Source organism: Streptomyces sp. NPDC058663 (assembly GCF_042716745.1).
Taxonomy (GTDB): domain Bacteria; phylum Actinomycetota; class Actinomycetes; order Streptomycetales; family Streptomycetaceae; genus Streptomyces.
The window spans coordinates 107,948-121,056 of sequence record NZ_JBHXRV010000014.1 but is presented as its reverse complement, the minus strand read 5'-3'; the positions used below and the strand labels follow the sequence as shown (position 1 = coordinate 121,056).

Here is a 13,109-nt window from a genome sequence, read left to right as displayed (position 1 = left end):
GCCCCGTGCCCACCCCCTTGGCGCCGTGTCCGGCCTGGGGTATTCCCCTCGGGGCGAAGTCGAGCCGTACTGCCCACACCACCGCTTCCACTAGTAAGAGGGGTGTTTGCGGGGCCGCGTCGCGGCTGCTTCATTGGTGGAGTCGCAGGGCGCCGGACGGCTGAGTTTTCCGCCGTGGCACCCCTTCCCCGGGCCTCAGGCCGAGGGGTGCGGCATCCCCGTTCCCGACGTTAGGTCCCTTTCGTGTCGCTCGCTTTCATCAGCCGTTTCACCGCTCGCCAGAAGACCGCCGTCGTCGGCGCCACCGCCCTGCTGGGTGCTGCGGGTGCCGTCCTCGGAACGTCCTCCCCGGCAGCGGCGGCCCCCACCTCCGCCAAGGACGTGGCCCGGCAGATGATGCCCGCCTCCGAGTTCCAGTGCTTCAGCAAGATCGTGTCGAAGGAGTCGGGCTGGAACCACCACGCCACCAACTCCTCCTCCGGCGCCTACGGTCTGGTCCAGGCCCTGCCCGCGTCGAAGATGTCCTCGGCCGGCGCGGACTGGAAGGAAAACCCGAAGACCCAGATCAAGTGGGGTCTCGACTACATGAACGACCGCTACGGCAGCGCGTGCGGCGCGTGGGGCTTCTGGCAGCAGAACCACTGGTACTAAGCCCTGAGTTCTGCCGGCTACTGAGCCCCGCCGGCCACCGGACCCTGGCGGTCCAGAGCGACGAACCACCGCGCTATCTGCGGTGCGGACTTCTTGAAGGCCCCGAAGTGGTCGACCGATCCCTGGTCGACCACCGGGGCCTTCAGTCCGTTGCCGGCCAGGTCTGCGGCGCAGGCGTGCGTGTTCCCGACGGGTACATCGGTGTCGCCGGACGAGGTGTAGAGCCGCACCGGCACCCTCGGTTTCCAGTCGCAGGTGCCGTCATTGGCTTCGATGGCCTTCAGGAGTGCACCACTGGGACGCAGCATCTTCTCGTAGAACGCGGGGGTCAGGAGCTCCTTCAGCGAGCCGGGAAGGTGCTTCGCGACGTCCTCCTCGGTGTGCTGGGTGTCGAAGAGCTGCTCGACGACCTGGGCGTAGGGCCGGCGGAAGACCTCGGCGGGGTCCTTGTAGAGAGGGTGGATCCGGTTCTGGGCGGTGAGGAAGTACGAGGTGTAGAAGAGGCCGCTCATCGGGTTGACCCGGCCGTCGAACAGCGCCGGTATCTCCGTGCCGCCCAGGTCGTACGGTCCAGCGACCGGGGCGAGCGCCTTCAGCCGGAAGTGCCGGTCACCGCCGGTGCTGCCCGCGCCCCGTGCCAGTTCGCGGCCGAGAGCCATGGTGACCTGGCCGCCCTGGGAGAAGCCGGTGGCGTAGACGTCACCGCTCAGCGGGCTCCCGAGCCGCTTCGCCGCCTGGTGGGAGGCGCGCAGCATGTCGACCGCGGCGGTGACCGCGGATGCGGTGTCCATGTAAGGGTGCGGACCGGGCCCCTTGCCGAGCCCCAGGTAGTCGGGGGCCGCGACCGAGCGGCCCGTGCTGGCGTACAGGTACGGCGCGAGGCGGCCCAGGTCTTCGCCCACCGACGGGGCGTAGTCGCGGTGGATCATGGTGCCGTGGAGGTCGGCGACGATCGGCAGCCGGCCCTCACCCCTGGGCACTCCCCTGGGCAGGACGAAGAGTCCGGTGGCCGTGGTCGGGGCGCCCTGCGGCGTCACCGTCCGGTACGTCAGCCGGTAGGCGGCAAGCCCGTACCGCATCAGCCGCCGGTCCGCCTCGACACCTCCCTTGGCTACGTGCGCGGCGACCTCGCCCCGGTCCAGCTCGCCGAGCGGAGTGACGCGGAGCAGCACGCCCCGGCCCGCGTGTCTGCCCGCGTGTCTGAGCGCCGCCGGTGGGGAACCGGCCGGGGCAGCGGCGGTTGCCGTGGTGGCGGGGGCCGTGAAAGCGGGAGCCGTGAAGGCGGGAGCCGTGAAGGCGGGAGCCGTGAAGGCGGGAGCCGTGAAGGCGGGAGCCGTGCCGGTGTGCGCCGTGCCGGTGTGCGCCGTGATGTCGGGGGCCGTGGCCGCCAGGGCCGGGGCTGCCGCGAGCCCGGCGAGGGCAACGACGGTGACCAGCGCGGTGGTTACGGTGTGTGTCTGATTCATATCTCGACAGTAAGGACGCTCCTTGTCGGACACCATGAGGCTGACCGCACTGTTGGGGTGCGCTCAACACCACCCCCGCCCCTGTGGTCCACCGCACCCGCCGGCGATTCCTCACAGCCGCTGAATGATCGTCCCCGTCGCCAGCGCCCCGCCCGCGCACATCGTGATCAGCGCGAACTCCTTGTCTCTGCGCTCCAGTTCGTGCAGGGCCGTGGTGATCAGCCGGGCCCCGGTGGCCCCCACCGGATGGCCGAGCGCGATGGCGCCGCCGTTCACATTGACCTTCTCCATGTCCTGCTCGAAGACCTGACCCCAGCTGAGCACCACCGAGGCGAAGGCCTCGTTGATCTCCACCAGGTCGATGTCCTTGAGCGACATGCCCGCCTTGCCTAGCACCGCACGCGTCGCGTCGACGGGTCCGTCCAGGTGGAAGTGCGGGTCCGAGCCGACCAGCGCCTGCGCGACGATCCGCGCCCTCGCTTTGAGTTTGAGGGCCCGCGCCATCCGCTTGGACGCCCACATCAGGGCGCAGGCGCCGTCGGATATCTGCGAGGAGTTGCCTGCGGTGTGCACGGCGGTCGGCATCACCGGCTTCAGTCCGGCCAGCGCCTCCATCGAGGTGTCGCGCAGCCCCTCGTCGCGGTCGACAAGCCGCCACATGCCCTGTCCGGCCGCCTGTTCCTCCTCGTTCGTCGGCACCTGCACGGCGAAGGTCTCGCGCTTGAAGCGCTCCTCCGCCCAGGCGGTCGCCGCCCGTTCCTGGGACAGCAGGCCCAGCGAGTCGACGCGTTCCCGGGTCAGCCCCCGGTTCCTGGCGATCCGCTCCGCCGCCTCGAACTGATTGGGCAGGTCCACGTTCCACTCGTCGGGAAAGGGCTTTCCGGGCCCGTGCCGGGAGCCGCTGCCGAGCGGCACCCGGCTCATCGCCTCGACCCCGCAGCCGATGCCGATGTCGATGACCCCGGCCGCGATCATGTTCGCGACCATGTGGTTCGCCTGCTGGGAGGAGCCGCACTGGCAGTCCACGGTGGTCGCGGCCGTCTCGTACGGCAGTCCCATGGCGAGCCACGCGTTGCGGACCGGGTTCATCGACTGCTCGCCGGCGTGCGTGACCGTACCGCCGACGATCTGCTCGACGCAGTCGGCCGGGATTCCGGTGCGGCCGAGGAGCTCGCGGTAGGTCTCACCGAGCAGATAGGCGGGATGGAGATTGGCGAGCGCCCCGCCCCGTTTGCCGATGGGCGTCCGTACGGCTTCGACGATGACGGGTTCCGCGGCCATGAGCTCGTCCTCTTCTCACCAGATACCGAGTTCCAGATACCGAGTTCTCACCAGAAGTAGTACGCGTTCTAGTTCTTTGGTCAGTCTCGTGAAGAACGGCCCGTCAGCGCAAGGGTCTTGCCACTTGTAGAACTCGTTACTACCTTGCGGACAACTTCTGATGGGCCGTCAGAGGCTGTCCCCATGGGCCGTCAGACACGGTGTGCGCGAGACGATCTGGAGTTGCCGATGTCCTGTCCCGTACTCCCCGAGGGTTTCGACTTCACCGACCCCGACGTCCTGCAAGCCGGCGTCCCGCTGCCCGAGTTCGCGCGGATGCGGCAGACCGCCCCGGTGTGGTGGTGCGCGCAGACCCCCGGGATCTCGGGCTTCCAGGACGAGGGCTACTGGGCAGTGACGAGGCACGAGGACGTCAGGTACGTCTCGACGCACCCGGAGCTGTTCTCCTCGAACACCAACACCGCGGTGATCCGCTTCAACGAGTCGATCAGCCGCGACCAGATCGAGGCCCAGAAGCTGATCATGCTGAACATGGACCCGCCCGAGCACACCCGGGTCCGCCAGATCGTGCAGCGCGGCTTCACCCCACGGGCCATCCGCTCCCTGGAGGACGCCCTGCGCGACCGGGCCCACCGGATCGTCGAGGCGGCGCTCGCCGAGGCAGAGAAGGGCGACGGCAGCTTCGACTTCGTCACCCGCATCGCCGTGGAGCTGCCCCTCCAGGCGATCGCCGAGCTGATCGGTGTGCCCCAGGAGGACCGGACCAAGATCTTCGACTGGTCCAACAAGATGGCCGCGTACGACGACCCGGAGTACGCGATCACCGAGGAGGCCGGCACCGAGGCGGCCATGGAGATCGTGTCGTACGCGATGAACCTGGCGGCGGCCCGCAAGGAGTGCCCGGCCAAGGACATCGTCTCGCAGCTCGTCGCGGCCGAGGACGAGGGCAATCTCGGCTCGGACGAGTTCGGCTTCTTCGTGATCCTCCTCGCGGTGGCCGGAAACGAGACCACGCGCAATGCCATCAGTCACGGCATGCACGCCTTCCTCACCCACCCCGAGGAGTGGGAGCGCTACAAGCGCGAGCGGCCCTCCACGGCCGCCGAGGAGATCGTCCGCTGGGCCACCCCCGTGGTGTCCTTCCAGCGGACCGCCACCCAGGACGTGGAACTGGGCGGGCAGCGGATCAGGAAGGGTGACCGGGTGGGCATGTTCTACTCGTCCGCCAACCATGACCCGGAGGTCTTCACCGAGCCGGAGAAGTTCGACATCACCCGCGACCCCAACCCCCACCTGGGCTTCGGCGGCGGCGGCCCGCACTTCTGCCTGGGCAAGTCCCTCGCCGTCCTGGAGATCGACCTGATCTTCAACGCCCTCGCCGACGCCCTGCCCGACCTGCGGCTGAGCGGCGAGCCACGGCGGCTGCGCTCGGCCTGGCTGAACGGGATCAAGGAACTGCGTGTCAGCAAGGGCTGAGCCGGGTAGGCGCGCCCGGTTGGCAGGAAGTAACGGCCGAGTTGCTCCGCTTTGGGCCAGTTTCATGCGATGTGGATCACATAGTTGCTTGTCGGAATCGTTCCTGCGATCCGGCATTCGCCCAGGTCAGAGGGCACATTCTCACTTCCCGGTGAACGCTGACGCACTGTGTGCAAAGAGCATCTAAATGCTTATGGTCTGGTCCGGGTCGTCCCGTCATGCGGGACGGCCCCTGTCTTTGCCCCCGCAGTCGTCCTGGGCAGAGACCGCCGTCCACACCAGAAAGTGCAGGCGAGAGAACTCGTGCCGGCGTCCACACCCGTCGCACCCAGGCCCACGCCACCGGAGAAGAGCCAGGGCCCGGACACCTCCCCCGACACTCCCGTCACCGTGACCGACCCGGCGATGGTGAAGCGCGCGGTGAAGGCCGCCGCCCTCGGCAACGCCATGGAGTGGTTCGACTTCGGCGTCTACAGCTACATCGCGGTGACCCTCGGCAAGGTCTTCTTCCCGAGCGGCAACCCGACCGCGCAGTTGCTGTCGACGTTCGGCGCGTTCGCCGCGGCATTCCTGGTCCGGCCGATCGGCGGCATGGTATTCGGCCCGCTCGGTGACCGCATCGGACGCCAGAAGGTTCTCGCCCTCACCATGATCATGATGGCTGCGGGCACCTTCGCCATCGGCCTGATCCCGTCGTTCGCGGCCATCGGCATCTGGGCGCCGGTCCTGCTGTTCACGGCCCGTCTGGTGCAGGGCTTCTCGACCGGCGGGGAGTACGGCGGCGCCTCGACCTTCATCGCCGAGTACGCCCCGGACAAGAAGCGCGGGTTCCTGGGCAGCTGGCTGGAGTTCGGCACGCTCGCCGGCTACATCGGCGGAGCCGGCCTGGTCACCGTGATGACCGCACTGCTCAGCCCGCAGGACCTGCTCTCGTGGGGCTGGCGCGTTCCGTTCCTGATCGCGGGCCCGATGGGCATCATCGGCCTCTACCTGCGGCTCCGGCTGGAGGAGACCCCGGCCTTCGCGGCACTGGAGAAGGAGTCCCGGGACAAGCAGAAGGAGCAGAAGAAGATCTCCGTCAAGGAAATGGTGGTCGGCCAGTGGCGGGCCATGGTCCTGTGCGTCGGTCTGGTGCTGGTCTTCAACGTCACCGACTACATGCTGCTGTCGTACATGCCGACGTACCTGACCGAGCAGCTGAAGTACGACGCCACGCACGGCCTGCTGGTGGTGCTGTGCGTGATGGCACTGATGATGTGCGTCCAGCCGTTCGCAGGCCGGGCCAGCGACCGCTTCGGACGCCGTCCGGTGATCGCCGCGGGGTGCGCGGGGTTCTTCCTGCTGTCGGTGCCCGCCCTGCTGCTGATCCGCCAGGGCAGTCTGTTCGCGATCGGCCTGGGCATGGCGGCGCTGGGGCTGCTGCTGGTCTGCTTCACCTCGTCGATGCCCTCGACGCTGCCCGCGCTGTTCCCGACGAAGGTGCGCTACGGCTCGCTGTCCATCGGCTTCAACATCTCCGTGTCGCTCTTCGGCGGTACGACGCCGCTGGTGGTCACCGCCCTGATCGGGGCGACCGGCGACCTGATGATGCCCGCGTACTACATGATGGCCGCGGCCGTCATCGGCGGCATCGCGGTGTTCTTCATGACGGAGAGCGCCCGCCGTCCGCTGCCGGGTTCGCCGCCTTCGGTCGAGACCGAGGAGGAGGCCGACGCGCTGCGCCGCGAGATGCGCGCCGCTGCCTGACCCGGCCCTCCGCCCACTGACCCGCCGCACGGCTCCGTGCCGCGGTCAGTGGGTGCGGTGGTAGCTGCTCCCTGGTGTGGTCAGTGGGTGCGGTGGTAGCTGCTGCCGTCCCTGGTGCGGGCCAGGAAGCCGCCCTCGACGAGGTAGCGGCGCAGCGCGGGGGTGTCCTCGTGGACGGTCCGGATCGCGTCGTTGACCTCGCGCTCGGTATACGCGCGGCCGTCCTCGAAGAGGGTGCGGGTCAGATGGGCGAGCAGTTCCGCCCGGCGGGCCGGTTTGCGCGGTACGGAGGTGAGCCGCCCCTCCGTGAAGAACGCCTCTACGCCTTGACCCGCCACCAGGAACTCCTGCCGTCCGCACCGAACACGAGCCTCCGTTCTACCCGCAGGGCGCCTCCTCCTGCCACGCAATAAACAGCGGCACTTCCCCCGCCTCGTCCAGCACGACGATCCCGAAGGGGCGCGCGAAGCGAAGCGTCTCCGTGCGCCGGGGAGGCGGGGGCGCCGCTCCGGGGGCCATCGGCACCACACTCACGGCGGCCGCCTCCACCCCCTCCTCCGCAATCTCGAGCACCGCTTCCTGCACCACCCGTGAGAGGGCCAGCGGCTCCGGGGACAACCCGGAGAAGTCCGCGAGGCCGGTGGTGGCCCGGCGGATCCCCCACCCGGGCAGCTCACCGGTCACTTCGACGGTCGTACGGAGAGACAGGCGCGGCAGCGCGATCTCCGCACGGTCCGCCGCCGGCGGCGTCCGCTCCCCGGGCGGGGCCCACCCGGCGGGCAGTACGTCCGCGGGACCCGCGCCTTCGGGGCCGAGCAGGAACCGCACCCTGGCCGGGCCGCCGCCCCGACCGGGCGCGGCCGGTCCGTCGGACCCGGGCGGCCCGTCGTGCCCGGTCAGCCCGTTGTGCCCGGTCGGCCCGTTGTGCCCGGACCGGCAGCGCAGCTCGGCGACCCGGGTCGCGCCGACCGTCCAGATGTCCGCGAGCGGCACCCCCTTGTGCATGGTCGGCACCCGGTGACGGGTCCCGGCGGCATCGGTGAAGTCCCGGTCCGCGGTCCGGCGGCGCGGGAAGGGATCCTCCCAACGGGCTTTCAGCGCAAGGGCGTTGACCACCGCGAGGAGGGTGTCGTCGCCGATCCGCACCGGCAGCCGCTCGATCATGCCGTCGGTGGCCTCGCGCACCCAGGCATCGACCGCTGCCGGATCGAGCCGGCCCACGGCCACGTCCGGCAGTGTCTCTTGGAACTCCCGGTACACCGGCACCCTGCTCCACACGCAGGTCGCCAGCCCCAGCGCGTCGGTCCCGGCCAGCGCGCGGCTCACCGCGCCCACTGCCCGGGCGGCGTCGCCCTCGGCGACTCCGAGCAACTGCCGTATCTCCTCGGCGGTTTCGCCCCTCGCTCCGGCCGCGACGACTCCCAGCGCGAGCCACAGCCCGGCCGGTGACCTGACGAAGTCACCGCCCGCTTCCGCTCCCCGGGCGTCCGCGTGCGCCGACCACCGTGCGGCGAACCGCCGGATCTCCCCCGCCCCCGTCCGGCCTCCGCCGGACGTCTCCACCGCCTCGCGCACCTCTCGCATGAGCTGCCCCCCACCCCGACGCCCCTGGAGCCACCGACAGTAACGGCCGCCACTGACAACGCTCCGGGCTCCGGGTCCGACGCCGCCCGCTGTCGGTGACGTACGGCAGGATGGACGGCATGAGCATCGTGAAGATCAACGCACTGACCGTGCCGGCCGAACAGCGGAAGGTTCTGGAGAAGCGGTTCGCTTCGCGGGCCGGAGCCGTGGAGAACTCGGACGGGTTCGAGTGGTTCGAGTTGCTGCGGCCGGTCGAGGGGACCGACAAGTACCTCGTCTACACGCGCTGGCGCGACGAGGAGTCCTTCAAGGCGTGGATGGAGGGCCCGATGAAGGCCGCCCACCAGCAGGGTCCGGGCAGCGCGGAAGGCGGCGAGCGCCCCAGGCCCGCCGCCTCCGACTCCACGGTGTGGTCCTTCGAGGTGGTCCAGCAGGCCGGCCCGAAGGCGGGCTAGCACCTGCCGGGCCGGCGTCCACCGGCCCCGCATTGCACCGGTTCGGCGGTTCCACCGGTCCGGCGGTTCCACCGGTCCGACCGTTTCCACCGGACACACGCCTGCCCGACAAACGGCAGCCGGACACACGCCTCCCGGACACACGTCTCCCGGACACACGGCTGCCGGGCCCCGTCGCCCGGGGCCCGGCAGGAGGTCCGCGAAGAAACCCGGTACGGGCTACAGCTGGAGCAGCCGCTCCGTCACCTCGCGGTACTTGCGCAGCGCGACCCGCAGGTCCTCCGTCTCCGTCTCCCGGTCCTGGTGCTCCCAGCCGCCGCGGAGAGTGCGGCGGTGTTCCGCCAGGGTGTCCGTGAGGTGCCGCACGGCCTCCTCCAGTACGAGGTCGGCTTCCTCGACGGCGCGGCGCGGCTCGTCCACGAACTGGTTGACGGCCTGCTGGAGGCGCAGTCCCAGCTTGTCGCGCTCGCCGTGCGGCAGGAGCTGAGTCCCGCCGGTGTGTTCGGCTCCCGAGGTGTGCCCCGCCCGGCCGGCTCCACCCGCAGCGGCTCCGCGCACGGCTCCGTGCTCACCGCCCAGGTGCTGCTCGCCGCCGGTGTTCCGCTCGCCGCTCATCCCGCGCTCGCCTCCCATGCCGCGGTCGTCGCCGATGCCGCCCTCGCCGCCGACGCTCCGCTGTGTTCCCGGCCGGGCCGCGGCGCCCGGTCCGTGGCCTATGCCGCGTTCCTGCTCCGAGAGCTCCGCGTCGGTCCTGCCGCCCGGCCCGCCGGCTGCCCGGGGGTCGCCCGCCCGGAGGCCGGAGCCGCCCCGTTCCTGGGCGCCCTGCGGCCGGCGCAGCGGGCCGACCTCGTCCGAGGCACCCGCCCCGCTCACCCCGAAGTCACGTGCGGTGCGGCCCTGCTGTTCGGCCCTGACCGGGTCGTGCAGCGCGTCCGGCTCGGCTTCCGCGCCCCGCTCCGAGGGAGTGGGCACCTGGTGCGCTCCGGCGTCCGCGCCCTGTCCCTGACCTTCGTACGATGCCTTGTCATTCATCTCAGACTCCACTCCCCTTGGCGTGCCGCCCCAGCGTGCGCGGCCGATGCGAACCGTGCTTGTCCCCGCGCGGATCCCCGTGGTGTCCGCCCTCGTGGGCGGCCGTCCCGTGGCCCGTACCGCGATCGGTGACCAGTTCCTCGAAGAGCGCCCTGGCCTCGACGATCGCCTCCCGCATCTGCTCGGTGCTGCCCTCGCCGCGGGCCGCGCTCCGCACCCGGCGGAAGCCGTCGACGTGCGTGGCGTGGTGCACGGACAGGGCGTCCAGCTGCTCGCCCTCGCTCTGCGGGTAGCCACGGTCCGCGGCGACCTGGGCCAGCAGCCGGTCCGCCTCGGCGACCGCCTTCTGCGGGGAGTCGACGAACTGCTCCTGTACGCCGGCCCACTGGGCGACGTACTGCTCATGACGCTCCGGCGCCAGCGCACGCGGCTGGAAGTCGCCGTGCCGCTTCACCCGCTCCGCGAGCTCGTGCTCGGCGGCCTTGGTGTCGCCGTCGTGCCGGGCCACCACCCGTTCGTACTCGGGGCCGAACCGCCGCTTCAGGCTCCCGCCGCCCACGCGGCCCCGGCCGGGACCGAGGAAGACGACGGCCGCCGCGACGGCGATCACGACCACCACGATCAACACAATGATCAGGACTGTGGACATGCTCTGCCTTTCCGGTACTTGGAACCGCTACAGGGACGTGTGCGGCCACTGCGGAGAACTCCGGCCCGCAAGGGCCTCTCCCCCACCGGGTGACCCGTAATCCGCTGGCCAAACGGTCGCCGCGTCCGGTACAGAGACGCCCATGACCTGGATCATCGGTGCCGAACGGCCCGACACCCCCGACGCGACGACCCTGCGCCGCGACTACTACGACGAGGTCGCGAGCCGGTACTGGAACCGGCCGGCCACCGAGCGGGAGATCGACGAGGGGCTCACCGGCGACGGCACGGACCTGCTGGTACCGCCGACCGGTGCGTTCGTCGTCGGCCGCTACGAGGGCAAGGCGTCCGCCTGTGCCGGGCTTGTCGTGCTGGGCCCCGGACTCGCCGAGCTGACAAGGGTGTTCGTACGACCCGAAGCGCGCGGTACGGGCGGTGGCGGGCTCCTCCTGCAGGCGATCGAGGAGAGGGCACGCGCGTACGGCATCCGCCGTATCCAGCTCGACACCCGCAACGACCTGGTGGAGGCGCGCGCGCTGTACGCGAGGCACGGCTACCGCGAGGTCCCCGCGCACAACGCGAAGCGGTACGCGGAGCACTGGTTCGCGAAGGATCTCACTGCGAGCTGAGGGATCCCACCGCAAGCCGCACCGCAAGCCGAAGTCCCGCCCTCGTCCCTCCCGTTCTGAACGGATATGCGCCCGCCCGCACTGCCCTCCCTGTGGGGACCCCGGCAGAGGGTCTGCATAATCGCTGGCAGCTCAAGGGAGGGGACCCCATGGAAAACGGACACCCATGTCCGCAATGCGGTACGGAACGGGCAGCACCGGACGGAAACAGACCCGGCCCGGGCGCACCTGCCTGTGACTGCGCACGCCACGCGGCGGAGGCGCACCATGCGGACCGCACGGCGGAGCTGGCGGACGCGGAGGACTTCAACCCCCTCCGCATCCGTCCGTACGTGCATCTGGCCGGCCCGCAGGACGAGGGGCCCGGCGCGGCCCCGCAGGGCTTTCACGAGCAGGGCCCCGGGAGCACGGAAACCCCGTACGACGACAACACCCACCCGGCGGCGCGGACCATGCCCCTGCGGCCGGTCCACGCGGCGCCCCCGTACGGCGCGCGCCCCGGTGGCGACACCTTCGCCGACGGCCCCGGCGGTGCCCCGGTGGCGTACGCCGACGCGCCCGCACCCCGCCGTTCGCGCACCGTGCTCTTCGCGGCCGCGGCCGCGGTGGCCGTGGTGGCGGCCGGAGCCGCCTTCGCCTCCGGGGCCTTCGACGGCGGCTCCGAGGAGCCCCTCGCCCTCCCGGCGGTCAGTACGTCCACCCCCACCCTGATCACCGAGCCGGCCTCCGCGAGCGCACCCTCCCCCACGTCGTCCTCGGCCGCGCCCTCCGCGACCGTCTCGCGCACCACCCGGCCGACACCGGTCAGGGCCTCCCCCACCGCGACCCCGACCCGGCCGCCGGCCACGGCGTCCTCGAAGCCCCCGGCGCCCCCCGCCACCACCGCGGCGCCCCCACCGACGGCCCCCGCGCCGCCCCCGCCCGCGGCGACCGCACCCGCTGCCTCCCTCGCGCAGGGCTCCAGCGGACCCGAGGTGGTGGAATTGCAGGAACGGCTGTCCCAGGAATGGCTGTACAGCGGCCCGGCGCACGGCAGGTACACCTCCCGGGTGGCCGACGCGGTGGCCCGGTTCCAGTCGTACACGGACATCGAGGACGACCCCGAGGGCGTGTACGGGCCGGCCACCCGTGCCGCTCTGGAGGCCAGGACCAGGGAGCCGTAGACACGCGCCGCGCGGCCTGCCGGGGCGGGGTGGCGCGAACCCCCACTTGTTTTGTATCGTGCAAGAACAAAGTGGTTCCGTCCGCATACCCTGACCGGTGGACGGAACCGCTTGTTTCTTTCCCGCGCCCTCGATCAGCCTTTCCTCCCGCGCCCTAGACCCGCTTCCCTTCCCGCGCCCTCTCCCAGCGCCCTGGAGTCCGCATGCCGGCCGCCGCCACCCCCGCCACCCCCGTAGTCCTGCCGTTCAAGGCACTCCTGCTCGACATGGACGGCACCCTCGTCAACTCCGACGCGGTGGTCGAACGCTGCTGGCGGGAGTGGGCCGTCGAGCACGGCCTGGACCCTGTGGAGGCACTCAAGGTGGTCCACGGCCGCCAGGGCTACGCGACCATGGCGGTGCTCCTCCCGGACCGCCCGATGGAGCAGAACCACGCCGACAACCGCGTGATGCTCGCCAAGGAGACCGCCGACACCGACGGAGTGGTCCCGATACCGGGCGCGCCCGCGTTCATGGCGGCGCTCGCGGATCTGCCGCACGCCCTGGTCACCTCCGCCGACGAGAAGCTGGCGCAGGCCCGGATGACGGCCGCCGCGCTGCCGATGCCTCAGATGCGGGTCACCGCCGAGCTGGTGTCCGCGAGCAAGCCGGACCCGGAGGGCTTCCTCAAGGGTGCTGCCGAGCTGGGCTTCGACGCCGCGGACTGCATCGTCCTGGAGGACTCCGGAGCGGGCATCGCGGCGGGCAGGGCGGCCGGGATGCGGGTGCTCGGCATCGGTCCGCGTGCGGCCGAGCACGACCCGACGGCGCTGGTCGGCGACCTCACCCAGGTCCGCGTCGTGACCGCCGAGGACGGTTCGACGGCCCTGCACCTCACCGTCTGACCCCCCTCCCGGCCCGACATCGAAGAGGGGCGGCCCGCAGCGAGTGCTGCGGGCCGCCCCTCTTCGCGTACGCGTCCCCATGCCCGCGTACGGG

At 71.2% G+C, this 13,109-nt stretch carries 13 protein-coding genes; 7 read left to right on the top strand and 6 right to left on the bottom strand.

The window, feature by feature from the left end:
• Nucleotides 1-243: 243 nt before the first annotated feature.
• Nucleotides 244-651, top strand: a complete 408-nt coding sequence (locus ACFWVV_RS13145) for a transglycosylase SLT domain-containing protein (protein WP_384356161.1) — start codon at nucleotides 244-246, stop codon at nucleotides 649-651.
• Between the two features lie 17 nt (nucleotides 652-668).
• Here ACFWVV_RS13145 and ACFWVV_RS13140 read toward each other — a convergent pair whose 3' ends face one another.
• Entirely contained in the window at nucleotides 669-2,117 is a 1,449-nt protein-coding gene (locus ACFWVV_RS13140; protein ID WP_384356163.1) for an alpha/beta hydrolase family protein, read from the bottom strand.
• A gap of 111 nt (nucleotides 2,118-2,228) precedes the next feature.
• Nucleotides 2,229-3,398 carry a steroid 3-ketoacyl-CoA thiolase gene (locus ACFWVV_RS13135; protein ID WP_384356165.1) on the bottom strand — a complete coding sequence of 390 codons (1,170 nt, stop codon included), beginning with the start codon at nucleotides 3,396-3,398 and terminating at the stop codon, nucleotides 2,229-2,231.
• Between the two features lie 228 nt (nucleotides 3,399-3,626).
• Here ACFWVV_RS13135 and ACFWVV_RS13130 point away from each other — a divergent pair, with 228 nt between their 5' ends.
• Both ACFWVV_RS13130 and proP read left to right on the top strand, forming a co-directional pair.
• Entirely contained in the window at nucleotides 3,627-4,874 is a 1,248-nt protein-coding gene (locus tag ACFWVV_RS13130; RefSeq protein WP_384356167.1) for a cytochrome P450, read from the top strand.
• A gap of 303 nt (nucleotides 4,875-5,177) precedes the next feature.
• Nucleotides 5,178-6,620, top strand: coding sequence for a glycine betaine/L-proline transporter ProP (gene proP, locus ACFWVV_RS13125; protein ID WP_384356169.1), 1,443 nt, complete (start codon nucleotides 5,178-5,180; stop codon nucleotides 6,618-6,620).
• An 80-nt stretch (nucleotides 6,621-6,700) separates the two neighbouring features.
• Here proP and ACFWVV_RS13120 read toward each other — a convergent pair whose 3' ends face one another.
• Nucleotides 6,701-6,958 carry a DUF2087 domain-containing protein gene (locus ACFWVV_RS13120; protein ID WP_384356171.1) on the bottom strand — a complete coding sequence of 86 codons (258 nt, stop codon included), beginning with the start codon at nucleotides 6,956-6,958 and terminating at the stop codon, nucleotides 6,701-6,703.
• Between the two features lie 40 nt (nucleotides 6,959-6,998).
• Nucleotides 6,999-8,204, bottom strand: a complete 1,206-nt coding sequence (locus ACFWVV_RS13115; protein WP_384356173.1) for a serpin family protein — start codon at nucleotides 8,202-8,204, stop codon at nucleotides 6,999-7,001.
• Nucleotides 8,205-8,323: 119 nt separating this feature from the next.
• Between ACFWVV_RS13115 and ACFWVV_RS13110 the strand changes: the two genes are divergently transcribed.
• Nucleotides 8,324-8,659: an antibiotic biosynthesis monooxygenase family protein gene (locus tag ACFWVV_RS13110; RefSeq protein WP_384356175.1), complete on the top strand. Its 336-nt coding sequence runs from the start codon at nucleotides 8,324-8,326 to the stop codon at nucleotides 8,657-8,659.
• 219 nt (nucleotides 8,660-8,878) lie between these two features.
• Here ACFWVV_RS13110 and ACFWVV_RS13105 read toward each other — a convergent pair whose 3' ends face one another.
• Entirely contained in the window at nucleotides 8,879-9,691 is an 813-nt protein-coding gene (locus tag ACFWVV_RS13105) for a hypothetical protein (protein ID WP_384356177.1), read from the bottom strand.
• A 1-nt stretch (nucleotide 9,692) separates the two neighbouring features.
• Nucleotides 9,693-10,340 carry a hypothetical protein gene (locus ACFWVV_RS13100; protein ID WP_384356179.1) on the bottom strand — a complete coding sequence of 216 codons (648 nt, stop codon included), beginning with the start codon at nucleotides 10,338-10,340 and terminating at the stop codon, nucleotides 9,693-9,695.
• A gap of 142 nt (nucleotides 10,341-10,482) precedes the next feature.
• Here ACFWVV_RS13100 and ACFWVV_RS13095 point away from each other — a divergent pair, with 142 nt between their 5' ends.
• The 3 genes from ACFWVV_RS13095 (at nucleotide 10,483) to ACFWVV_RS13085 (ending at nucleotide 13,015) form a co-directional block, all read left to right on the top strand.
• Nucleotides 10,483-10,968, top strand: coding sequence for a GNAT family N-acetyltransferase (locus ACFWVV_RS13095; RefSeq protein WP_384356181.1), 486 nt, complete (start codon nucleotides 10,483-10,485; stop codon nucleotides 10,966-10,968).
• A gap of 149 nt (nucleotides 10,969-11,117) precedes the next feature.
• A complete protein-coding gene (locus ACFWVV_RS13090; protein ID WP_384356183.1) occupies nucleotides 11,118-12,131 on the top strand; it encodes a peptidoglycan-binding protein in 1,014 nt (337 codons plus the stop codon).
• A 203-nt stretch (nucleotides 12,132-12,334) separates the two neighbouring features.
• Nucleotides 12,335-13,015: an HAD-IA family hydrolase gene (locus tag ACFWVV_RS13085; protein ID WP_384356185.1), complete on the top strand. Its 681-nt coding sequence runs from the start codon at nucleotides 12,335-12,337 to the stop codon at nucleotides 13,013-13,015.
• The last annotated feature ends 94 nt before the right edge of the window (nucleotides 13,016-13,109 follow it).